Source organism: Fructobacillus sp. ESL1129, from assembly GCF_058507945.1.
Genome location: NZ_CP196668.1, coordinates 1,142,614 through 1,166,327, shown reverse-complemented (window position 1 = coordinate 1,166,327; position 23,714 = coordinate 1,142,614). Strand labels below are relative to the sequence as shown.

The following is a 23,714-nucleotide window of genomic DNA, read 5'->3' as shown; positions in this document are numbered from 1 at the left end:
TTCATCCTTTTGCTTACTCTTTCAGTAAGTCCTGAAGGTAGTTCTTTAAATTATCCAATGCCTTTTCCAAAATACCCGCTGCATCGTCAGAAAAGCCATGAAACATGGCCTGGGTCATTTTCAAATGAAAGGCTTGGTGGGCACGGTATAGAATCCGGCCCTGGTGGGTGAGTCCTAACTTAACCACCCGCCGATCACTTTTGGAGCGCCGACGTTCAACATAGCCCTTTTGCACAAGACGATCAATCGCCGTTGTCATGGCAGACGGTGAAAGATGTACCATTCGTGCCAATTGCGAGGCTGTTTTTTCCTCATACATCGAAATGGCATAAATCGTGTGCACATCACGCACTGTCAGGGCAGCGAAAGGACCGCGTTTCAACGCACCTTCCTCAACCCAGACCGCATTGGCCAATAGGTCGATCAGCGTTTGACTCGCCGTCCTATAATGAACGGCCGGAGCCGTTTCGCTATTCTTTTTCATCGGGAGCCACCACAAACATCAGCTCCGCCTTTGTGGCGACTTTTCCGTCAACCTTGGCCACAACTTCGACCGTCCCCATGTTTTCACGAACCTTACCAAAGGTTACGTGCAACTTCAAAACATCACCAGGAACGACCATTTTCTTAAACTTGGCATCGTTGATACCAGTCATGTAGGCCGTCTTTCCCTTAAACTGGGGTGAAGACAAAATCAAGATTGAAGCGGCTTGTGCCAATGATTCAATAATCAAAACGCCAGGCATCACAGGGTTACCCGGAAAATGTCCTTGGAAAAATTGTTCGTTAATCGTCACGTTCTTGACGGCAACGATCGATTCATCGGGCACCATCTCCTCGACGTAGTCCATGTAAAGAATTGGATAACGGTTCGGAATCAAATCCATGATTTCCGTCGTTGTTAACACTGGCATTAGTTGTCCTTTCTAAGACCTAAAAGGCCTACAATAAAGATTTTTTCAGGATATGGTTAGTCTAACAAGAAATACTTCGATAGTCAAACTATCTCATTACAGAAGGAATTTTTAAACAAACTATATCTATAAGTCTAGAATCAATAACCGCTTCTTCCACTCGGTCATAAAGTCTTTTTGTGACCATTCATGGATTCGTTTTGTTTCGTATCCAAGCGAGGCATTGTAAAAAGTGGTCTCAGCAATCCGATGCTTTGGCATCCGCCAATGGATATGACCTGAAACCACAACGGGAACATGGTCAGCCACCAACTGTTTTCCAAAAGCCTCTGAACCAAGATAAGCCTTTAAAATGGCGAGTTTCGACTTTGAAAAGGGAATCGTCTCAACCAACTGCCCATCTGGGGAAAAGTGGGTGATGATTAGTGGTTTTTGCCCAGCCCGTCGCGCCTCGTCCACTGCTCGTTTGACTTGTTGCCGACTAAGAACGGCTCGTTTTTGATCCGTCATCGTTTGCTTAATCCGCCGGTCATACCAAAATGACTTTTTAAACCGTCCAATAGTGGCCGCATCATGCTGCCCATGGTCGAAGGAATAGTCATACCAACCGTTGTTGCCGATAATCCGGTAGGCGCCAAGGTCAATGCTTTGATTGTGCAAGTAGCCGTCAGAAAGGTGCTCCTCGTATTTCTCAAATGAAAGGCCATCCCCCATTTCATGGTTGCCCGCCAAGTAAAATACCCGTACTTTACCAGACAGTAAGGCGTTCAATTGTCTGACAAACTCCCTAGTCTTAGCTAGGGAATTGAAACTGTCGCCTGCCAAGACATAGACCGCGATTTGTTCTTTTAGCAGGTAATCGGCCATTTTGCGCGCCACTTCAGGTACATCTAATCGATTGATGTCTAAATGTAAGTCCGAAATAACCGCTAGACGCATGACAATTCCTCCTGTTTCACTGCCCGTAGTATAGCATAGCCAATAGTCAGCGAAAAAAGGCGAGATTCTCCTTCAATCAAAAAAGACCCGCCAAAGCGGATCTTTAAAAATCGATGATGGTAATCTCTATCAAATTAATCCCACGACACGTCAGCAAAATTGTAATTGCGTTTAGCATTCGTTGCGCTTTGCTGACTCACAACGCCACGGTTATCAGAGAAGGTCGTATTGTACTGGACTTTATCATTGACGTTATTTGGATTGGCAATCGACATGTTGGCCATGATCGTATATGGTAGCACGACGTTACCGTCTTCAGCCATGTAGCGGGCTTCCATCTGCTGGATAAGGACGTCAGAAACATGGGCATACTGCGACTTCATCAACGTCTCAAATTGGGTCATTGGAATTTCTAAGGCCTGCTGCTTTCCAAAGTTAATCACTAGCTTCAACTCACTAGCCGATACACGGATGACCTGATACTGATTGGCAGCTGGTGTTCCCTGACTCTGCGTGAACCAGCTACTGATTCGCTTCGTTGCGTTGGAAGTACCGCCCCAATTATTAGCCGCTTGATCAGTCCAGCCGACTGAATTGGTTGCGGGGCCGATGTTCGTTGCGGCAACAACGTACGGAGCAAAGTCCTTCGCTTCAATATAAACCGGCACCATGCCACAATTGCGTTGCGTGCTAGCCTTGATATCAATGGTTTGCACGTAGTCCTGACCATCGTTTAAGTTAACCGCTTTCGTAAAGGCGGCGTTATCCACGTTGTTAATCCGCGTTCGCACGGATAACCCTTCCGGCTGATTGTCTGTCAAGAAGGACTGCATTTTCCCGACTTGATTATTCTCCTTAAAATTCGCCACCGTTGCTTTTGGCGCCCAGTGGTAATTGTGCGTTTGATCCGCAACCGTTTCGGAGAAGGACAAGTCACCACCATTGGAAGCTGTCTTTGGGAAGACCATTCCGCCTGCGGTATTAAAAGTCAGGGTCACGTTACGACTTTGCTTAACTGAAAAGTCGCGACCGTCCAGCGGAACTAGAATGGCTTGCTGACTGGCGTCATAGCGGACGTTTTTCGAAAGCTGTTCATGGGTGCCGTTATCATACAATTCATTGTTTAAGTTGCTGATGTTAAATCCCTGCGTAAAGGCCTGGTTAGCAAGATTGGTTGATACCGGCACTTTAATCACATCCCCAGCCTTTAGCAGGCAGTTCGCCTTTAATTGAAAAGACACACTGGTTTGACCATTCTGTTGATTCTGAAGGTAATCCATCGAACCAGTTGGTAATTGGTCGCCATCTTGATGCTGCCAGGACACAGCCGTATTGGAAACATCCCCCCGCTTTGCCAACTGACCATATTGATAAGTCGCCCCAGTCTCAGCAGCGGTTGCCACTGCCGGTCCACTGACCGTCTTCTGCCATAAAACAGTCGCAGTTCCAGTTAGTCCAACCATGAGACCTGCAGCCACACAAATCGTTAGCAAACGCCTTTCGGTTCGTTTCCCACTACCATTCATCCTCTTCTTCACTTGAACAACCTTCTCTCTATATTATTTATCGATGCAGAATAATCAATTATGTCAATTATCCGAACACCTTCATCTTAGTCTGATTCTAATTAACTGTCAACGAACGACCACTCTTTTCCGTTGATTGTTTGTACACAAAAAAAGACCCGCCGAAGCGGATCTTTGAAAAAGTTAATTTTTGAGTGATTAACCGATGTGTGCAAAGTGCAACAACGTACGGATCATGTTTGAAGTGAAACCGTATTCGTTGTCATACCATGAAACAGTCTTAACCAATTGCTTGTCGCCTGCTTCGATGATTTGTGTTTGCGTTGCATCGAAAGTCGTTCCGTGTGTGTCACCAATGATGTCAGATGAAACGATTTCGTCTTCGTTGTAACCGAATGAATCAGAAGCAGCGGCCTTCATGGCAGCGTTGATTTCTTCAGCAGTAACCTTCTTTGACAAAACAGAAGTCAATTCAGTAACTGATCCATCAACAACTGAAACACGTTGTGCGTGACCGTCAACCTTACCCTTCAATTCAGGAACAACAAGACCGATGGCCTTAGCAGCACCCGTTGAGTGAGGAATCGTGTTAACTGAAGCCGTACGGTTTGAACGGAACTTCTTTGACTTTGGACCGTCCAAAATCATTTGAGTTGAAGTGAAGGCGTGAATCGTTGTCATCGTACCAATTTCAACACCGAAGTTGTCAACCAATACCTTACCCATTGGTGCCAATGATTGTGTTGTACATGAACCAGCAGAAACAATCTTGTCTTCTGGCTTCAAGATGTCTTGGTTTACACCATAAACAACAGTTGGTACGTCACCAGCTGGAGCAGTGATCAAGACCTTCTTAGCACCGGCATCCAAGTGAGCTTGTGCCTTTTCGGCTGAAGTATAGAAACCAGTAGCTTCCATAACATATTCAACACCATCGTTCTTAACCCAAGGAATGTTCTTAGCATCGCGTTCTGAGTAAACCGTGTAGTGCTTACCGTTAACGATGATACCAGTTTCATCAGCTGAAACTTCAGCATCCAATGTGCCGTGAGTTGAGTCATACTTCAACAAGTATGCCAACATTGATGGGCTCGTCAAGTCGTTAATTGCGGCAACTTCAACATCAGCAGCTGTGTCACCCAATTCCATAATGCGGCGGAATGCCAAACGACCGATGCGTCCGAATCCGTTAATACCAATCTTCACAGTCATGTGTGTAGACCTCCAAATAAATTTTTGACCTGTGTCAACACAAACATTATAACACAATGGCCTCCCAGCAGTGCAACTCCTTTAGCCATTTTCTCACAAGGTAAGCCATACCATTTGTGTATATTTGGCCTATTACCAAGATAACATGGTAAAATAAAAGGAATATTTAACATTCGAGAATTTTTTATTTGGAGGAGAGTCTTATGTCAAAATGGTCGAGTAAACGGATTGCCATTCTTGCTGCCATCATCGCTTTAAACGTCGCGCTGTCATACGTGGTGCACATTCCAATTCCCGCCACTTCTGGTTTCGTTAACTTAGTCGAAGCCGGTATCTTTATCGCGGCCCTATCGATGGGACCAGGGGCCGGTCTTCTAGTCGGGGCCTTTTCCGGTGCCCTACTCGACCTTTTTGCTGGTTACCCACAGTGGTTGCTTTTTTCCTTCGTTATTCACGGACTAGAAGGTTACATTGCTGGCCTAGCCATTAAGCGGTCAGGACTTGTACAAGCCATTGCCTTAATTTTGGCATCGATTGTGATGATTATTGGGTATGTTTTGGCCGGTTCCTTCCTATACAATTGGGCAGCCGGTTGGGCGTCAATCTTTGGTAACTTCGGCCAATGCTTCTTTGGTGCCATTGTCGCCCTTACCATTCTACCCGTCCTAAAGAAGCGACTAGCGTCACGCTAACCATGTCCAAAAAAGTCTGATCTTAACCGGTCAGGCTTTTTACTTTCCTTTAATATTTTTATTTCCAAATAAAGCGTGGGATAATAGAAAGAACTAAGAAGGAGGAAATTCATGTCACACACATTTGATTATGACGTTCTTTTCATCGGAGCCGGGCACGGTTCTTTTGATGGCGCACCCGCCCTCACTGCCGCAGGCAAGCGAGTGGCCTTTGTAGAAGAAGATCGTGTTGGTGGTACCTGCCCAAACTGGGGCTGCAATGCCAAAATTATTCTAGAAGCCCCTGCCAAAGTCTTACAGACCATTAAGCAGTCGGACGGTGTCATTACCGATACTGCTAAAATTGATTGGCCAAAAGCCATGCAACGTAAACAAAAGATTGTCGATGGCTTTGCACCCGCCATTCAAGCTGGCATGGAATCGGCCGGTATCGACTTTATCTTTGGCCACGCTTCCTTTGTGGATGAGCACACAGTGGCTGTCGGCGATCGCCAAGTCACAGCGGATAAAATTGTTATTGCCACGGGGCAGCATTCACACCGCCTGGCCATTCCAGGAAAAGAATTCCTCCATGACTCAAAGGACTTTTTGAGTATTCCGGATGTACCTGGCAAAATGGTCATTATCGGGGCTGGTTTCATTGGTTTAGAAGCCGCTTCCATCATGCAAACGGCTGGATCACAAGTCACCGTTATCATGCGTGGCTCTGAAGCACTCCCTGCCTTTGATAAAGCATACAGTGACCAACTAATGAAGCATTTGGCTGCCCAAGGTGTCGTCTTCATCAAGAACAGCCAAGTGCAATCCGTGGAAGAAAACGGCTCCGCTTACACGGTGTCAACCTCAACTGGTTCATACCCGGCTGACTATGTCTTGGATGCGACGGGACGGATACCAAACACTGACGGGCTCAACCTCGACACCCTCGGCATCAACTATGACAAGAAGGGAATCGAAGTGAACGAATTCCTCCAAACCAGCCAGCCAAACATTTATGCTTCGGGTGATGTGATTAAAAAAGAACAGCCAAAGCTCACGCCAACGGCTACCTTTGAATCACAATACATCGTCGCCCACATTCTTGGTGAAGAGACTGAGGCCATCAGCTACCCAGCCATCGCTGAAAATGTTTTTGCCACACCTCGTTTGGCAAAGGCCGGTGTTACAATTGCCGAAGCAAAAGCCGCACCCGACAAATACGACATTGTCCAACAACAAGTGGCAGATGACTGGTACCGTCTGGTCGACTTTGAAAGTGCCGGCCAACGTACCTTGATTTATAACAAGGACAAGCAGTTGGTCGGAGTGATTGAAATTTCTGATAAGGCTGATGACGTGGTCAATGCACTCTTGCCCGCCATTGAATTCGGTTACACAGCCGAGCAACTCAAGCGCCTCGTGACCATTTTCCCAACCATCGGTTACTCAGCTTTGGGCTACTTAGGCTAAAATTCGTTACAGCTTTTAAAGCAAAAAGAACCTCGTTCAATGGAACGAGGTTCTTTTTTTAATTATTCAATTCCTGATCCCGCTTCGATTGAATCGGGCAAAACGGTCACCGTTACGATACCGTTCTTTTCAGCAGAAAGTACCATTCCCTCAGACAATTCGCCGGCCATCTTACGGGGCTTCATGTTCGCAACAATCGCCACTGTCTTACCAACCAATTCTTCTGGTTCTGGATACCACTGACGAATTCCCGAAAGAATCTGACGTGGCTTTTCCGAACCGTCATCCAAAGTAAACTTAATTAACTTCTTTGACTTTGGTAAAATTTCTGCCGCTGTAATTTTAGCAGCTAAGATCTCAACCTTATCAAAATCATCATATTCAATGGCTGCCTTGTGTTCCACGGCCGCTGCTTCCTTCTCTTGTTCAGCCTGCTTGGCCGCTTCTTTGACTGCACGACCCTTGCCCTTGGTATCCTTCGATACTAAGCCAGCAATGAAGGCTACTTCTTGTTCCACGTCTAAGCGTGGGAAGATTGGCTGTCCCTTCTCGACGACCCGGACACCTGCTGGCAAGTCCACCATGGCCAAATCAACCAAAGACAATCCTTCAGCTGGCAAAGTCAAACCGAGTTGGGCAAAGATTTGCTTGGGTACGTTGACCATGATTGGTTGCAACATGGCCGCCACAACACGTAGACTAGCTGCTAGATGCGCCATCACAGCGGACAAGGTTTCCTTAGCAGCTGCATCTTCTCCAGCCTTTTTAGCCAATACCCACGGTTCTGTCTCGTCAATATACTTATTAGCCCGACGAACAATGGTCCACACTGATTCGAGAGCATCAGCCGTGTGAACAGCTTGCATCTGATCGTTGAAGGAGGCAATTTTTTCGGCCACCAATTCTTCAAAGTCAGCATCAAAGTCGGTCTTATCTGAAACGAATTCTGGCAAAACGCCACCTTCGTACTTGTTAATCATGGCAACCGTTCGGTTCAACAAGTTGCCCAAGTCATTGGCCAAGTCGAAGTTCACGCGGTCAACAAAGTCTTCCGGTGAGAAGACCCCGTCATTTCCAAATGGCATGGCGCGCAGCAAGTAATAGCGAACCGCATCCAAACTGTAGCGTTCCGTCAAGTCTTCAGGGTAAATAACGTTCCCCTTCGACTTGGACATCTTGCCGTCCTTCATCACTAACCAACCGTGGCCAATGATTTCCTTTGGCAGATCCAAACCAAGGGCGTGGAGCATGATTGGCCAGTAGATAATGTGGAAACGAACAATTTCCTTTCCAACCAATTGGATGTTGGCTGGCCAGAACTTCTTAAACAGCTCATCGTTGGCCGAGTCATAGCCGAGGGCCGTAATATAGTTGGCCAAGGCATCGATCCAAACGTAAATCACGTGCTTCTCATCACCAGGAACCGGCACCCCCCAATCAAAGGAAGTACGGGTAACGGCCAAATCTTCCAAGCCCGGCAGAATGAAGTTCTGGAGCATCTCATTCATTCGAGATTCTGGTTGAACGAAGTCTGGGTGGTTCTTGTAGTAGTCCACCAACCAGTCGGCGTACTTCGACATCTTGAAGAAGTAGGTCTCTTCTTGAATCTTTTCCACTTCGTGACCTGATGGGGCCTTCCCGCCGATCATCTTACCGTTTTCATCACGGTAAACTTCAGCCAGTTGTGATTCCGTAAAGTACTCTTCGTCCGAAACAGAGTACCAACCCTCGTACTGACCCTTGTAAATATCACCCTGATCAAGCAACTGTTGGAAAATCTTTTGCACAGCTTTTTCGTGGTCGACGTCGGTCGTTCGAATAAACTTGTCGTAAGAAATGTGCATCAAGGACCAGAGTTCCTTGATGTCTTTGGCCATTTTGTCCAAGTATTCCTTTTCCGTCGTGCCGGCTGCGGCAGCCTTCTTCTGAATTTTTTCACCGTGTTCATCGGTTCCAGTTAAGAAGAAAACGTCTTCACCAAGCAAGCGGTGGTAACGCGCAGCCGCATCGGCTAAGACTGTTGTATAGGTGTTTCCCAATTGCAACTTTCCAGATGGATAGTAAATCGGAGTCGTAATATAGAAGTTTTTTTTGTCTGACATATGAGTCCCTTTCCTGGCAAATGGTGCCTGTTCTCTTCATTAGTATACCAAAATCAAACGAAGCAGACCAGCAACGTCAGGACTTTCAACTTACAAGGTCCTAATAAACCAGTTTCGACTTTCTTAGCACAAACGCCTTTACCATAAGACTTTATCGATTAACAATTTTCAGACCAATTTATTAAAAAAACAATTCTAACCATTGAATCATTATTGACAAAGAATAGCCCCACCGTTACACTAAATACAGATTATAAGGAGGAACCTATGAACGCGAACATTCGAAACTCACAACAAAACACGATGACTCAAACGGTTTGCTGTTGCGCACCGCTTTTTTAGGGTGGCGTTTATAGGCTAAAAACCACCCTAGGGCGACATCTATCCTGCCCCGGGGTGGTTTTTTCTTTTGAGTAAATTTAGGAGTATAAAAACATGAACAAGAAAATCGCAATTATCATCGCTGGTCTCGTTATTATTATCGGTGCTGTGTTCGGCATTAGTAAGCTGACCTCCTCTAGCAAGGACAACACAACAATCAAGGCTGGCACCTTCACGGTCGGACTCGAAGGAACCTACGCGCCCTTTTCTTATCACGACGATAAGGGACAATTAACCGGATTCGAAGTTGACATTGCCCGCGCTTTGGCCAAGAAAATGGACATGAAAGTCAACTTTGTCCAGTCAAAGTGGGACTCCCTCATCGCTGGCTTGAATGCTAAGCGTTACGATGCTGTCATTAACAACATTGGAATCACCGATCAGCGCAAGGAAAACTACCGCATGTCAACCGCTTATCTTTATCCAAGGGCCGCTTTGATTCGTCGCACTGGTGATACATCATTGAACAGCCTTTCGGATATTAACGGGAAGACAATGGCCCAATCCGTCACATCAAACTATGGTAAGAAGGCCAAGGAAGAGGGTGCCAACATTAAGGCCGTTGCCGGCATCATTGAAGCAATGAACTTGATTACGACTAACCGTGCCGATGGTTCGTTGAACGATATGGGCGCCTTTGAAAACTGGAAGCAATCGAACCCTGATGCAGACGTTGAAGCCATCGACATCTCAAAGCAAATGGGCTCCACTCCCGACGGCGTCTTGATGAACAAGGATAGCAAGAAGTTGCAAGAAAAGGTCAACAAGGCACTCAAGGAGCTGCGTGAAGACGGTACCTTAACCAAGCTATCAAAGAAGTACTTCAACAAGGACCTAACCAAAGAATAAGCCACACGGCTGCACTAAATAGGAAGAAAGTATGATAGACTTTTTTAACCTGGCAGTTCAATATCTGCCCGAGCTCTTTCTCACAGCGCTCAAATACACACTCCCACTCACAGCCATCTCCTTCTTTTTCGGGTTGATTTTTGCCTCGCTAACGGCACTGGTTCGAGTGGCTAAGCTACCTCAAAACGAGTGGGCAGCCGCCCTACTCCAAATCGTTAAGTGGATTGCCAATGCATATGTTTGGTTCTTCCGGTCAACACCGTTGATTGTTCAACTGTTCATCGTCTTCTACGGGTTGCCAAACGCACACATCGCCCTCTTCCAGTCTGCCTGGGTTTCGGCTATCACGGTTTTCTCACTGAACACCGGTGCCTATGCATCAGAAACGATTCGTGCCTCCATCTCCTCCGTTCCGGAGGTTCAAAAGCAAGCAGCGGAATCGTTGGGAATGACTCGTGCACAAGTTTACCTATACGTGGTCTTGCCACAGGCTGCCCGAATCTCAATTCCACCGCTTTCCAATTCACTAATTGGTCTGCTGAAGGACACCTCATTGGCTTCCGTCATCACCATTGTGGAAATCTTCTATTTGTCGCAACAAATTGCGGCAGCAAACTATAAGGTTCTGTCAATGTACATTCTGGTTGCCATGGTCTACGCCTTCTTCACATCAATTCTTTCAATTGGTCAGCACTACCTAGAAAAGTACACATCGAGGTTTGCCCAATGATTCAAGTTAAAAATCTCAGTAAACACTATCCCGACAAGGTCGCCTTAGAAGACATCAACCTGACTTTCCCGGCTGATCACACGACAGCCATCGTGGGTCCCTCGGGATCTGGTAAATCCACGCTGCTTCGTTCGCTTAATTTATTGGACCGCCCAGATACCGGCACACTGCAAATTGACCAATTAATCTTGGATTTAACCAAGCCATTAACGAACAGCCAAATTTTGCAAATTCGTCAAAAGACGGCCATGGTCTTTCAGGAAAAAGCGCTCTTTACCCACCTCACGGTGTTAAAAAACTTGACAGAAGGTCCCATCAAAGTCCAGAAAAAAAGTAAGGAAGAGGCCGAGTCGTCCGCCAAAGAACTATTAAAGCAGTTCAACATGACGGAACTAGCCAATCGCTACCCTTACCAACTTTCTGGTGGTCAACAACAGCGTGTGGCTATTCTACGCGCCCTAGCCATGTCCCCGAAGTATCTGCTGTTGGACGAACCAACGTCGGCCCTCGATCCAGAGTTGGAGGCACAAGTGCTTCGGGTACTGAAGGAATTAGCGAAAAAAGAAGTCTCCATGGTCATTGTCACCCATAACATGTCCTTTGCAGAACAAGTAGCTGACCAAGTGGTCTTTATTGACGATGGTCACGTTGGCTACGCTGGACCAACCGACGGCTTCTTCCATTCAAACGAGAAACGGATTAAGCAGTTCTTGGGAGCAATGTCTTTCTAATGGCTAAACGTCGCAAACAATCAAAAAAACGCTTCTCACAAACCGTCGCCATCGTTATCGCCATGGTGGCGGTTTTGTCCTACCAAGCGTTTCAAAAAGAAAAGACCGCTCCGAACAATAGCCAACAGCAGTCCAAGGTAATCAAGTCTGCCAAAAACTCAAAGCACTCCGCGACAGTCCAAAGTGGTGAACAGGGCAACCAGGATCTCTTAGCCATCCAGTGGGATGGCACCCTTGATGGTGACATTGTTCACCTCAATGGTAACAAGGCCACTTTCACCGCCACTGAACTAGCACAGACTTTCCCAGCTGACGGATCTAAATTAAATCCCGTCAACGGATTAGCGCTTTCACCACTCGATTCATTGGGGCGTTCCGGCCAAGGCAACTTCATCGCTTCGAAAGCATCCATGGATCAGGTTACCAAGCGCCCTTCCCAAATACCAAAGTCAGTCCGACCATCTGGTTGGAATCAAAATGATTATTTTAACGGGACGTCTTGGGTCGGCGGTACCCATCATAACCCCCAGGTCACGCTTGGTGGCAGCAAACAGGCTCTCTGGAATAAATCGCATATTGTCGGTTATCAATTCTTTGGAATGCCCACGATGGTAACTGAAAATATGACGACAGGGACACGCGTGGAAAACGCCTTCCCGGGACAGCTTGTACCAGAGGATGACATCCGCTACGCAATCAAGCAACATCCAAACATCACCATCCGCGGTCAGGTGACACCGATTTATTCTGGTAACGAGCTTGTTCCTCGTGGTGTCCACTACATGGCCAAATCTGTCCAGGACAATGGTGCTTCGCTTGATTTTAATTACTGGATATTTAACGTTCAGCCTGCTGTGACGATCGATTACAGCACCGGCGCGTCAACCATTCAATAAAGTCAGTTAATCAATCGGTTTCGTTAAGGCGGAACCGATTTTTTGTGTACAAAAAAAGGAAGTAACCTTCGTTACTTCCTTTTAATCATGCCCTCGGTGGGAGTCGAACCCACACGGTGTTGCCACCACTGGATTTTGAGTCCAGCGCGTCTGCCAATTCCGCCACAAGGGCGTTGCTCTTTTACAACTTTATTAGTTTATCAAGGCTAGCAAACCTTGTCAATAAAAAAGAGCGAATTTAGTCATTTTTATCCTCTTTATGTTGAGCTTCCCATTCAGCATGACTTTCATGATTCACAACGTGCTCAACGTGCCGTTCAGCATTCGCAAGCAGGTCTAAAATGTGTGAGTCCGTTAAGCGGTAATAGACCGTCCTGCCGACTTTTTCGACCGTGACAACCTGATCCTCTCGCAGTTTTCGCAGTTGATGTGACACGGCGGACTGTTCCATCCCCAGTGCCTCAACAATCTCATTCACCGAATAAGAACGCTCTTGCAATAGCATTAAAATGGCCAAACGTTTTTCGCCTGCTAATAACTTAAAAATATGGCTTAGTTCAAGTTGAATTTCTTTTTGCATAGCGCTATTATAACAAATTACCCCTCAGTTGTTTCCGATAAAAGTCAACAAAAAAGACCTTTGAATCACTTCAAAGGTCTTTTAATTTTTAGCCTTGAACAATCAAAACAGAAATCCGTGAGTTACGTGCAATGTAAGCTGCCTGTGAACCAATTGATCCCCAGAAGCCTTCACGAGAGTGAGCACCGACAACAATCAAGTCGGCCTTAACACGTGGTGCAATTTCATCGGCAAGAATTTGTCCAGCCTTCACACCATCATCAAAGACAGTATCAACTTGCTTGATGCCTTGGCTTTCAGCGAATTGACGGTACTTTTCCAAGTTCTTTTCAATTGCTTCACGCTTTTCCTTAATCACATCAAGGTGTAACGCGGCAATGGCTGATAAGTCACCCATTTCCAAAATGGAAGCGATGATCAAATGTGCATCATCTTCGCGTGCTTGGTGAATCGCGTTAGCCAAGGCCTTGTAGCCTTGTTCCGATTCATCAACACCAACCAAAACCGTCTTAAATTGTTTTGGTTCAATATTCATTGTTAATTCAGTCATGATAGCCTCCTCTTCAATTAGCCAGCAAACATTTGGTAAATAAGAACGATGTTAATAATCGTCAATCCAACAAAGCAGAGCCAACCAACCCACTTTACCCAAGCAGAGTTAGCGTAGTCACCCATGATCTTCTTTGAAGAAGTAAAGTAAATCAATGGGGCCATTGAGAATGGCAAGGCGATTGACAAGAAGACCTGAGTCGACTCAATCAAGGAGTCCATTTGTGATTCGTTACCACCGTACATAATCGCAATGATCAATACAGGCGTGATGGCGATACCACGGGTAATCACACGACGAAGCCACATTGGGATTCGGAAGTGCAAGAACCCTTCCATGATGATTTCACCAGTCAACGTACCAGTAATGGTTGAGTTCTGACCTGAGGCCAAAAGGGCCAAGGCGAACAAAGTTGACAGCACTGGCGAAGCAATCGCACCGGCAATGTTGTGGTTGTTCAAAGCATCATACAATTGGTGGAAACCATCCAATTCAGTTGCGTGACCGAAGAACAAGGCGGCACCAACAATCAACAGCATTGAGTTAATGAAGAAGGCCAAAGTCAACTGGATGTTAGAATCCCAAGTCATTAACTTAATGGCATCCTTCACTTCAGCAGGGTCATCGTGGTTAACCTTACGCGTTTGTGAGATTGATGAATGCAAGTAAAGGTTGTGAGGCATAACCGTGGCACCAATGATACCAGCAGTCAGCGTGATTGGGCTATCCAATCCGTGCAAAGCGTCTGATGACAAAGTCTGAGGACGAGGCACATAGTTTCCCATGATGGCCATCCAGTCTGGCTTTGACAAAATTGTTAGGTAAACGAAGACGACCAAAATGGTCAAAATCAACGTCATAACAATCGCTTCAATCTTACGGAATCCGAACTTCATCAAAAGAAGCAGGATCACAACATCGAAGGCTGTCAAGAAGATGGTAACCAACAATGGCCAACCAAATAGCAAAGACATGGCAATGGCACCACCAACAACTTCGGCGATATCCGTTGCAACCAAGGCCAATTCGGTCATAATCCAGAGTGCGTAACGACCAAACTTGTTGGTACGGTTACCAGTAGCCTGGGCCAAATCTTCTTGCTTGACGATTCCAAGCTTTCCAGCCATGTACTGCAAAAGCATCGCAATCAATGATGAAATCAAGATAACAGACAAAAGCAAGTAGTGGTAGGCAGCTCCACCCTTGATTGATGTCACCCAGTTACCTGGATCCATGTAACCAACGGCAACCAAGGCACCAGGACCTGAGAAAGCCCACAATCGACGCCAGAAAGAACCATTCTTTGGAACTTCAATGGAGCCGTTTACTTCAGCCAGTGACTTATCACCGGTGTGCTCAATCAATGAATGATGAGTCTTTTTATTTACGGAATTGTCCATAATTGTCTCCTTTGGATTTCTCCTTAGGAAGGCCATTGAACGACGCAGAAAAATGATTTCAAGCAAAAAGACCGCAAGAACCCCTTGCTTGACATTTAATTATTCTCAAGTAGCAGAATAGCTAGATTTTCACAATTTTGCGCTAAATAATTTTCATAAAGGATTTCATTCAACTTGGTTGTTGAAAGCTTATGAAAGGTACTTAACTCAATGACTTTTACCTAAGTCTAGACTTAATATTACACGATGCAGCGTCCGGGTCAAGCATAATTTTTTGATTTATTTCCGGTTTTTTTAAACAAAATATATAAAAAAGGCATTGGAACAGGCCTCAACCCCTTTTTATGATTTAATCTTAATTTAATTATAATTTGAAACGCCTCCTTTTAAATCAGAATAATTCTTATTTAAAAGGTTTTTTTGCGATTTTTAAACATTTTGTCATTAAATTGTATTGCAGTTTTCTTCGTGTTGTTGCCCTTCAATCTGGATGGTTACGTGGCTAACACCAAAAGTTTCTTTTAAGGCAGTTTCAATGTCATGGAGCTCTTTTTGTCCATGATCCCCTCGTAACGCTTCGTCTGACAACGCCAAGTGAACCGTCAACGCCGTTTCCGTCGTCGATAATGGCCAAATATGCAAATCGTGTAGTGACACCACGCCCTCTTTTTTTGCTAGATAGTCATAGATGGCATCTTCATCAATGGTATCTGGCACCCCATTAATCGCTAAGTTAACGGTTTCTTTCATGACAGGCCAAGCCGTTAGCAAGATAATCAAACCAATCAAAAGCGAAACAATGGGATCAATTATTTGCCAACCGGTAAGGTTAATTAACCATCCAGCTAAAATAACACCAATTGAAACACCAGCATCGGATAGCAGATGAATATAGGCTGTCTTGGCATTTAAGTCTTGGTCATGATGATGACTGTGACCGTGCTCGTCCGGCACGCCTGAAGCTTTAAAAAGCAGAGCCGTTGAGACGTTAACGACGATTCCGATGGCCGCAACAACCGTAATCATCAAACCATTCGTATGAATGCCGGCAGGATTCAAGAGGTCGTTAACCCCCTCGACTAGAATGGTCCCCACCGCAAAGAGCAGCAAAACCGTGTTAAAAATCGAAGCCAGAATTGAAACATTGTGCCAGCCATATGTCTTACTACGCGTTGCCTTAATACCAAAAACCAAAACGGCCAGCCACGCGATAACAAGCGCGAGCACATCCGAAAGGTTGTGAAAGGCATCAGCGAATAAGGCGGTTGAATGAGCTAACTTGGCAAAAATTAATTCAGACAAAACGAAAATCAAGTTCAGACTAATCCCAATTAAATACGGCTTTTGCGAGGGCTGCCCACCCTGTGTATGGCCATGATGATGAAGATGATTTTCCTTTTGTTGAACAGTTCCATGGGAAGCCGCCGTTTGTCTTGGCGCTTCTTCTTGTGTTGACATAGTTTTCTTCCTCCTTTTTGTATCATACCTTTTTTCTAAATAAAAAAAAGCCCAAATATGGACTTAGTTTTTTAATTCATCGAAAAAGTCAGCGGCATTTCCGATAATTTGTTGCACACCAGCCATGGCTGGCAACGGTGTTAAGTTAACGGCAAAAATTGGCACATTGGGCTGAGCATAACTTAGCAACCCAGCGAAGGGATAGACTTTAAAGGAGGTCCCCACTAAACAAATCAGATCCGCCTGGGCAACCCAAGTAGCCGCCTCTTCTACCCGAAAAGGGATCTCGCCATAAAAGGTGATGCGTGGCCGAATCTTAGCTCCATCTTCTGGTCGATAGAGCGAGCGCTGATAATCCTCTAAGCGGGCTTTTTGCCCGTCTTTGGGACTGTATAAATCATAAAGTGAACCGTGAAAGCGAATCAATTGCTGATCAGATAAACCAGCCTTAACGTCCAAATCATCAATGTTTTGCGTAATGACTTTTGCCCGTCCCTCAGTAACAAATTCAGCCATTTTTTGATGAATCACGTTGGGTTGTGCCTTTGGAAAATACAGATTTTGCTGCATGAAATCGTACTGAATGTCTGGAATTTCAGCAAAGGCCTGGTCCGACAATAAGTACTCCGGCGAATAGTCGAGTCCTTGGTAAACCCCATTTTTAGAACGGTAGTCCGGAATACCCGACAACGTCGAAACACCAGCTCCCGTCAAAAACACGATTTTCTTTGCTTGATCAAAGGCTCGTTGAACGCCCTCAGTTACCATCTTCATGAACGACTCCTCCTTCTTTTACTTTCGCAAAATATAAGGCAACGCCAACTTCTCCAGCAATTCTCGAACAGATAGTGCGTAGAGTTCCGTAAAGAACTTAGGTCGATCGGCAGGGTTTTTAGGCGCGGCAATCACAAAGGTGTTCTGCTTATCTTGCTTACCCAACCCAACGTATGCCTTTTCCTTTGAAGCATAATCGGTCATCTCAGAATGGAAAATTTCATACAGATTTTTCACGGGACCATTCAGTTGCCGTTCGGACAAAACCGGAGCCAATGTCACGTATTGTTGGGCATTAACAGTTGGCAAGTTTTCCTTTGCCAACAGTTCATCGAGGCCGGCAAATAAATGAACAATGGTTTTACGAATCGTTCGTGAATCCGTCAAATCAGCACTCATGATTGGCTCAGCCAGCGCCTTGGCGGCAGCATTTGCCTTTGGGTAATGACTTTGGTAAAAACGTTCGGCTTCTGCCGACTCTTCTGCCAATTCCCGCTCTTTCAACACGGCATTAAAAATTTGGACGTCTACCAAGGACAACAGGCGGAAAAGATGTTGCCCATCAATTTCTTCCTGTTCATCGGACAATTCGTCTGCGATTCCATTGCGGAAAGCAGTGGCTGTCGAATTGTTTAAATAACCCTGTTTACCCATTTCGCGGAAGGCAATAGCGTGCATGACCATCCGATGCAAGCGACTCGCAATGGTGACCAATTGCTGATCAAGGGTTTCATCTTCAAAAGTAAGACCAAAGAAGATTTGGGGCACGATGCCATTCAAGGACAACAATAGCTGAATCAGTTCAACCCCAATGGCAAAGTCGGCTTCCGTTTCATCCGGCACTTCAATCAACAAACGGTCGGCTAAAAAGGATTGCTTGACCTGATCCAGGCGCAGTCGTCCCGACTTTTCTTGACCAGTCCGGACCATCACCGTCCCAGGATAGGTTTCGTTTACTTGTTCTAATAATTTTTGTAATTTAGGCGTCATTTTTTCGTATTTCTCCTAAAATTTCTTTAGCATGATTTTGATCAACAGCACCTTCGGCTGCCAATCCATTGGCCACCTTCAGGACTTCATCACCAACGGCCCCCACCTGGATAGCGAGTGTTCGCGCCTGCATTCGCATATGTCCTGCCTGAATGCCAGGACCAGACACCGCCTTTAAAGCAGCCAAATTATTGGCTAAACCAGTGGCCACGATAACTTTCTTTAGTGCATCTAGGGAAGGCGCTCCCAGCAATTCCAAGTTCCTTTGGGCCATCGGCATGGCTGCAATGGCGCCACCCAAACGACCAATGTTGACCGGCATCGTTAAGGAGCCCAGTAGGAACTCGCCAGTATCATCTAATTTCCAAGTTGACAACGACTGGTACCGTCCCGTACTTCCCGCATAAGCGTGGCCAGCTGCTTCCACCGCCCGGTAATCATTACCGGTGGCCAAGACAACAGCGGACAAGCCGTTGAAGATGCCTTTATTTTCAGTAACCGCTCGGTCTGGATCGACTTTTCCAAAAGCCGATAATGACTCAATGGCTTTGGCCGCCGCTAAACCGCCTACCAGCGCCACTGGCATGTGGGCCATTACGGTCACCAAGGCGTCATGACCGGCATTTGTTAAAATAGCCGCAACAATGTTCTTGTTAAACGGCTGAAAAACAGCTTTAACGGCTTCTAGAATCGTGTTAACGGCGTTAGCGCCCATTGCTTCACCAGTTTGGACGGTTAGGTCGAGCGACGCCCTCCGTCCTGCTAGCGGTCGAATCTGGACATCTTTGAGGCCATCGCCTCGTTCAACCATGGAAGGCTTAGCCAGCTTAGCAGCTTCAAAAATGGCTTCTCGCTGTTCAGAAACGTAGGCTGACAACTCATCAATCGCCACATCTTGAAAAAGAATTTGACCTCCGAGAAGGGATTGGCTTGTTTGGTGACTTTGAAAGCCACCTGCTTGGCCGACCAAACGAGCCCCATTGTTAGCCGCAGCGACAACAGAAGGTTCCTCCGTGACCATGGGAACCTGATAGGAGCGACCATCGACCACTAGATGGCGTAAAAGTCCTTCCGGTAACGTAAAATCAGCAAAGTAATTTTCAATCAGGTTGGGCATTTCATCGGATTGTCGCTCCCGGTAAAAAGCCGTTAAAGATGGAGTCAAGCCCATGGCTTCGAGCCGTTCTCGTGCTGACAGTTGGTAAAACTTCTTTGTCATGAGTGGCCAAATTCCTCTTTCATTAATTCATAAATCAAACCTTCGCGCACACCCGATTCAGAAAAAATTACCCGTGGTGCCTGTAGGGCGCGGACCAGATTGAGCACGGGCAACAAGCCGGAAACAATGATATCTGCCCGGTTTTTCTCCAGCCCAGCTAAGTGTTCCCGCTGCGCGCGAGACATTTCAGCAATTTCTGCAAAGATTTCTTCTACGTGGGCACTGGTTAAATAAAGGCCATGCAAGGTCGGTTGGTTCTGCTTGGTCCAGCCCTTCTTTTCCGCCATTTTTGCCAGTGAACGGTTGGCCCCACCTAGCAAAATAATTGGTTGACCCTGATTTTGTCTAATGAAGGGAAGACCTTGGTAGGCGGATTGAATCTTTTGACAAGCCGCCTTAATTTGTGACTTTTCCACCGTATCCGCCAACTGATACTTTTCCGATAAATTAACGGCACCAAAGGGTAGGGATAACTCCACTTCTGCCACTTGATGGTGAAAAGGAATTAACTCAACCGAAGCCCCTCCGGTATCCAGTATAACGGCTGAATGCACCTTGGGGAGAGAAGCAATGACTCCTAAAAAGTCATAATGAGCCTCTTCTTCACCCGTTAAAACGCGCAGCTGTAATCCAATCGCTTGCTTGACCCGAGCTAAAAATTCAGCCTGATTTTTGGCTGTACGAACCGCAGCAGTTGTAATGCCATAAACAGCATCAACCGAAAAATTCTGCAAAGAAGCCATGTAGGTCTTTAATACCGTGATTGTTTTTTCCATTGGCTCTTCTTGTAAAAGAAGACTATCCCCCATCCCCTGTGAAAGACGAGTGTCTTCTTTCACACGATAGAGTTCTTCATACGAGCCGTCTTCTTTTATTTTTTCAACAACTAGTCGTGCTGAGTTGCTGCCCAAATCGATAATGGCGATGTTTTTCTCTTGCATAATGGCCCCATTTAGTGATTATTGTCCAGTATAACACAGCCATTTCCTCCAAAGAAAAAAGCATTAGACGACTGTCTAATGCTTTTTATTCTATTGTTCTAACGTCTCGCCGATTTGTGACAAATACGTATTTGCAATACTTGTTCCTGAGGATGGTACGTCACCACCAAACTGTGTTCCGGTTTCTTTTTCAGAAAGTCCAAGCTGCTTTCGTAGCTTGTTCGTAACACGTTGCTTTTCAGAGTTCGTTACCGCTTGGTAAGAAACCCCATCGTACATGACACCGGTTCCCTGCATGTGATCAGAATCTTGGTTCTTAGCTGCGTTTCGGTAGTTTTGAGCAATCTTCAAGATATTGTTGAATGACAAATCTGTCTGTGCATACTTCGACAAAGACTTGATGAAGGAAGCGTTCAAAAGCGTCTCTGCATTCACAGATTTCTTAATCAACGCCTGCAAAACGAGTCGTTGCCGTTGCTGACGTCCATAGTCTCCCTGTGGATCATCATAACGCATTCTTGAAAAGGCCAAAGCCGCTTCCCCAGTCAACTTCGTCTTAGATGATGTCCAAGTAGCTCCGTTATCATCGGAATACTCCCACTTCGTGGAACCCTTATGGAAACGATACAGGTCAGGACCGTAATCGTGGGCGGTATCTTGGCTATACTGGAAGTCCATTGGTGATTTAACGGAAACACCACCGACCTTATCGACCAATGTCGTCAACCCCTTCATGTTAACCAATGCATAAGAGTCGATTGGAACATTCAGGTAATTCTGCACGGCTTTCATAGTTGCTCCCACGCCACCGTAAGCATATGCAGCATTCAACTTCTGAGGGAAGGAATCTTCATAACCGGGAATGGCCGTCATAATATCACGAGGGATCGACATCATCGTGACTTTATCAGTCTTGGGATTAATCGTCACCAGCATCATGGAATCCGTGAGACCTTCTCGATCGTTACGGTTCAACTCCCCAACGTCGGTTCCCATAACCAAAACTGAAAAAGGCTTACCCCGGGCAATTAAATTCGAAACATTGCGAGTCTTTGAGATCTTGGCAGACTTTTGGATATCATCGATTGACCCCTTGTACTGGGCATAGAGATAGGTTCCCCATCCAGCAACCGCCAATAGAATAATCGTCAGAATGGAAAGAATCCACTTCCGAATACGGCTCCGCTTCTTTCGCTTTTGGCGGACACCGTCATACCGAACTTTCCGGGATAATTGATCTGGATCTTGTTGCATATGAATGATCTTCGCTTTCTACCGATTTTTAAAATTATCACTTAACTTTTATTATTCTATCACATAGCATGTTAAACAGGCGTTAAAAGCAGGCGAATTAAGACATCTTAGGAAAAGCTTTATATTTGTTTTTGAGTAAACAAAAAACGACCAGGCAAAGCCTAGTCGTTTTGAAAAAATTAAATTTAAATTAGCCAGCGATACCAACAATCGTGCCGTCAACGATACCGAAACCAACCTTTGTGAATGAAGCATTCATCAACCAGTTACGGTGTGCAGGTGCGGCAACCATGCCAGTTTCATTGTACCAAGCATCAACAACTGATGAAGGTGACCAATCGATGGCAACAACTTCAGGACCAGCAACTTGTTGGAAGTGTCCAGTTGGCAATCCACCGTTTGCTACAGCGTTAGCTGCACGTGAAGCAGCCGTTGCGGCCAATGAAGCATCGTATGAAACAGGTGCCAAACCGGCAGCTGCACGCTTTGCGTTCATTGCGTTGATAATTGTTTGAACTGAACCATCAGCACCAGCTGAGTAAGTCGTGTTTGAAACGGCAGCAGTCGTTGCAGCAGCAGCTTGTGTGTTCGTGTTCGTCGTTGCTTGTGTGTTAGCAGTTGCGGCTGAATCATCAGTCGTTGAAGCCGTCACGTTTTCATCAGCGGCAGCAGCAACTGAAGCAGTGGCAGCAGTTGCCGTTGCAGAAGTTGTAGCGGCAGCAGCAACACCGTCAGTTGTGATTGTGTCACCAGCGATGATCAAGTCAGCGTTGGCGATGTTGTTCTTAGCAACCAATTCTTCAACAGTTGTGTTGTTATCTTCAGCGATTTGTGACAGTGTGTCACCGGCCTTGATTGTGACGTCGTTGGCAGAAGCGTGAGCACCTGCTGCAGCAAAAGCAGTAGCAGAAGCTAATGTGGCCAAGATTGTCTTAGTAACGTTATTCTTCATGAGAGACTCTCCAATTATGTTCTACTTATTTTTTATTGATAGTGGGTACAACTCAGTGGCTGTACTCAATCGATATGCCTATTGTAAGATAACAGCATTACTGCATAATATCCCATAGGTTACGTTCATATTACAATAAATCAACTCTTTTTGCAAATCAAAATTCCAATAAGAGTGATCCGTATGTGAAACCAGCGCCAAATCCAGTTAACACCACCTTCTTTCCAGTCAGGTCAACTTGGCTGTTCAACTGGTCAAAGGCCATGGCAATCCCTGCTGAAGAAGCATTGCCATATTCTTCTAGGTTCGTAATGAATTTATCCATACTCTGACCGAGACTAGCAGCCACTTTTTCAATCATCCGTAAGTTGGCTTGGTGCAAGACAAAGTAATCAACGTCATCAACGGTTAGGTTCTTCCCCTTCAAAAAGTCTTGAATGTGGTTCGGAATCTTTGTCGTGACTTCGTTATAAACCGTCCGACCCTCCTGAGCAAAAGCATCAATGGTCGGGTAGTTCTCAGCTGATAATTTCGTCAAAGGCGCAATGCGTCCAGAGTGTACCACTTCGGCATCCCCAATGGTGTGCATTTCCTCAGCAGTTAAAACGCCGACCTCGCTAGGCGCCAAAACAGCCGCACCGGCTCCATCACCGAAGAAAACGGTCGATGTTCGGTCCGAAAAGTCCATCATCTTGGAGTTTACCTCAGCGGCAATAACCAAGCCGTATTGGTACGCCCCGCTTTTAATGAATTTATCTGCGGTTGACAAGCCAAAGACAAAGCCCGCACAGGCCGTTGATAAATCAAAGCCCCAGGCTTTATCAGCGCCCAAATTGCGTTGAACCAACGCTGCTGTCGAAGGAGCTAATCCATCTGGTGTAAAAGTCGTCACAATAATGAAGCCTAATTCCTTGGCTGAAATACCTGCCCGTTCTAACGCAATCTCTGCCGCCTTAGTTGCCAGGTCTGATGTATTTTCACCCCGAAGCGAAACACGGCGTGAGCGAATCCCCGTATGGGAAACAATCCATTCATCACTCGTGTCCACGACTTTGGCTAAATCATCATTGGTCACAATATCTTTTGGCACATAGTGGCCGGTGGCCAAAATCTTACTTCCAATCATAATCATTCCTATACTAAGTTGGAGCTTCCTTTTTTACTTCAAAAAGGGC

22 protein-coding genes, 1 tRNA gene and 1 pseudogene are annotated in these 23,714 nt (G+C 45.8%); 6 read left to right on the top strand and 18 right to left on the bottom strand.

From position 1 onward, the window contains the following. Positions 1–13: 13 nt before the first annotated feature. The 5 genes from ACSYSL_RS05835 to gap form a co-directional block, all read right to left on the bottom strand. Entirely contained in the window at positions 14–484 is a 471-nt protein-coding gene (locus ACSYSL_RS05835) for a MarR family winged helix-turn-helix transcriptional regulator (RefSeq protein WP_010691047.1), read from the bottom strand. Continuing rightward, positions 471–914, bottom strand: a complete 444-nt coding sequence (fabZ, locus tag ACSYSL_RS05830) for a 3-hydroxyacyl-ACP dehydratase FabZ (RefSeq protein WP_010691046.1) — start codon at positions 912–914, stop codon at positions 471–473. Before fabZ ends, ACSYSL_RS05835 begins: the two co-directional genes overlap by 14 nt. A 126-nt stretch (positions 915–1,040) precedes the next feature. Continuing rightward, entirely contained in the window at positions 1,041–1,853 is an 813-nt protein-coding gene (locus ACSYSL_RS05825) for a metallophosphoesterase (RefSeq protein WP_491708547.1), read from the bottom strand. A 134-nt stretch (positions 1,854–1,987) separates the two neighbouring features. Next, the gene (locus ACSYSL_RS05820) at positions 1,988–3,331 is read right to left on the bottom strand and encodes a hypothetical protein (protein ID WP_491708546.1); all 1,344 of its coding nucleotides are present in this window, start codon (positions 3,329–3,331) and stop codon (positions 1,988–1,990) included. A gap of 246 nt (positions 3,332–3,577) precedes the next feature. Further along, positions 3,578–4,591, bottom strand: a complete 1,014-nt coding sequence (gap, locus tag ACSYSL_RS05815; RefSeq protein WP_010691042.1) for a type I glyceraldehyde-3-phosphate dehydrogenase — start codon at positions 4,589–4,591, stop codon at positions 3,578–3,580. A gap of 203 nt (positions 4,592–4,794) precedes the next feature. Here gap and ACSYSL_RS05810 point away from each other — a divergent pair, with 203 nt between their 5' ends. Then, positions 4,795–5,283, top strand: coding sequence for an ECF transporter S component (locus ACSYSL_RS05810; RefSeq protein WP_491708545.1), 489 nt, complete (start codon positions 4,795–4,797; stop codon positions 5,281–5,283). A gap of 111 nt (positions 5,284–5,394) precedes the next feature. Beyond that, on the top strand, positions 5,395–6,732 hold the full coding sequence (locus ACSYSL_RS05805) for a dihydrolipoyl dehydrogenase family protein (protein ID WP_491708544.1): 1,338 nt from the start codon (positions 5,395–5,397) through the stop codon (positions 6,730–6,732). A gap of 62 nt (positions 6,733–6,794) precedes the next feature. Here ACSYSL_RS05805 and metG read toward each other — a convergent pair. Next, positions 6,795–8,843: pseudogene (gene metG, locus ACSYSL_RS05800) on the bottom strand (methionine--tRNA ligase); the annotation flags it as partial. 426 nt (positions 8,844–9,269) lie between these two features. Between metG and ACSYSL_RS05795 the strand changes: the two are divergent. Genes ACSYSL_RS05795 through ACSYSL_RS05780 form a run of 4 tightly spaced genes read left to right on the top strand, consistent with a single transcriptional unit; the run spans position 9,270 to position 12,421 of the window. Then, on the top strand, positions 9,270–10,064 hold the full coding sequence (locus ACSYSL_RS05795) for a transporter substrate-binding domain-containing protein (RefSeq protein WP_491708543.1): 795 nt from the start codon (positions 9,270–9,272) through the stop codon (positions 10,062–10,064). Positions 10,065–10,095: 31 nt separating this feature from the next. Beyond that, positions 10,096–10,794 carry an amino acid ABC transporter permease gene (locus ACSYSL_RS05790; protein ID WP_010691034.1) on the top strand — a complete coding sequence of 233 codons (699 nt, stop codon included), beginning with the start codon at positions 10,096–10,098 and terminating at the stop codon, positions 10,792–10,794. Further along, entirely contained in the window at positions 10,791–11,525 is a 735-nt protein-coding gene (locus ACSYSL_RS05785) for an amino acid ABC transporter ATP-binding protein (RefSeq protein ID WP_491708542.1), read from the top strand. Before ACSYSL_RS05790 ends, ACSYSL_RS05785 begins: the two co-directional genes overlap by 4 nt. Continuing rightward, complete coding sequence (locus ACSYSL_RS05780; RefSeq protein WP_491708541.1) at positions 11,525–12,421, top strand: DNA/RNA non-specific endonuclease; 897 nt, start codon at positions 11,525–11,527, stop codon at positions 12,419–12,421. Before ACSYSL_RS05785 ends, ACSYSL_RS05780 begins: the two co-directional genes overlap by 1 nt. A gap of 88 nt (positions 12,422–12,509) precedes the next feature. Here ACSYSL_RS05780 and ACSYSL_RS05775 read toward each other — a convergent pair. The 12 genes from ACSYSL_RS05775 to ACSYSL_RS05720 form a co-directional block, all read right to left on the bottom strand. Continuing rightward, positions 12,510–12,593, bottom strand: a tRNA-Leu gene (locus tag ACSYSL_RS05775). 66 nt (positions 12,594–12,659) lie between these two features. Then, a complete protein-coding gene (locus ACSYSL_RS05770; RefSeq protein ID WP_010691027.1) occupies positions 12,660–13,001 on the bottom strand; it encodes an ArsR/SmtB family transcription factor in 342 nt (113 codons plus the stop codon). 88 nt (positions 13,002–13,089) lie between these two features. Continuing rightward, entirely contained in the window at positions 13,090–13,551 is a 462-nt protein-coding gene (locus ACSYSL_RS05765; protein WP_491708540.1) for a universal stress protein, read from the bottom strand. Positions 13,552–13,568: 17 nt separating this feature from the next. Further along, the gene (locus ACSYSL_RS05760) at positions 13,569–14,951 is read right to left on the bottom strand and encodes an Nramp family divalent metal transporter (protein ID WP_491708539.1); all 1,383 of its coding nucleotides are present in this window, start codon (positions 14,949–14,951) and stop codon (positions 13,569–13,571) included. A 444-nt stretch (positions 14,952–15,395) separates the two neighbouring features. Then, positions 15,396–16,409 carry a cation diffusion facilitator family transporter gene (locus ACSYSL_RS05755; protein WP_338342565.1) on the bottom strand — a complete coding sequence of 338 codons (1,014 nt, stop codon included), beginning with the start codon at positions 16,407–16,409 and terminating at the stop codon, positions 15,396–15,398. A gap of 63 nt (positions 16,410–16,472) precedes the next feature. Continuing rightward, a complete protein-coding gene (locus ACSYSL_RS05750; RefSeq protein ID WP_491708538.1) occupies positions 16,473–17,183 on the bottom strand; it encodes a Sir2 family NAD-dependent protein deacetylase in 711 nt (236 codons plus the stop codon). An 18-nt stretch (positions 17,184–17,201) separates the two neighbouring features. Beyond that, entirely contained in the window at positions 17,202–18,173 is a 972-nt protein-coding gene (locus ACSYSL_RS05745; protein ID WP_491708537.1) for a nitrate ABC transporter ATPase, read from the bottom strand. Further along, positions 18,163–19,392 (bottom strand): hydroxymethylglutaryl-CoA reductase, degradative, encoded by a 1,230-nt coding sequence (locus tag ACSYSL_RS05740; protein WP_491708536.1) that lies wholly within the window; start codon positions 19,390–19,392, stop codon positions 18,163–18,165. Before ACSYSL_RS05740 ends, ACSYSL_RS05745 begins: the two co-directional genes overlap by 11 nt. After that, positions 19,389–20,333, bottom strand: a complete 945-nt coding sequence (locus tag ACSYSL_RS05735) for a Ppx/GppA phosphatase family protein (protein WP_338344962.1) — start codon at positions 20,331–20,333, stop codon at positions 19,389–19,391. Before ACSYSL_RS05735 ends, ACSYSL_RS05740 begins: the two co-directional genes overlap by 4 nt. A 90-nt stretch (positions 20,334–20,423) precedes the next feature. Then, entirely contained in the window at positions 20,424–21,587 is a 1,164-nt protein-coding gene (locus ACSYSL_RS05730; RefSeq protein WP_010691011.1) for an LCP family protein, read from the bottom strand. Between the two features lie 190 nt (positions 21,588–21,777). Beyond that, entirely contained in the window at positions 21,778–22,539 is a 762-nt protein-coding gene (locus ACSYSL_RS05725) for a CAP domain-containing protein (protein WP_010691006.1), read from the bottom strand. A 157-nt stretch (positions 22,540–22,696) separates the two neighbouring features. Continuing rightward, positions 22,697–23,665 carry a beta-ketoacyl-ACP synthase III gene (locus ACSYSL_RS05720; protein WP_029489811.1) on the bottom strand — a complete coding sequence of 323 codons (969 nt, stop codon included), beginning with the start codon at positions 23,663–23,665 and terminating at the stop codon, positions 22,697–22,699. Between the last annotated feature and the right edge of the window lie 49 nt (positions 23,666–23,714).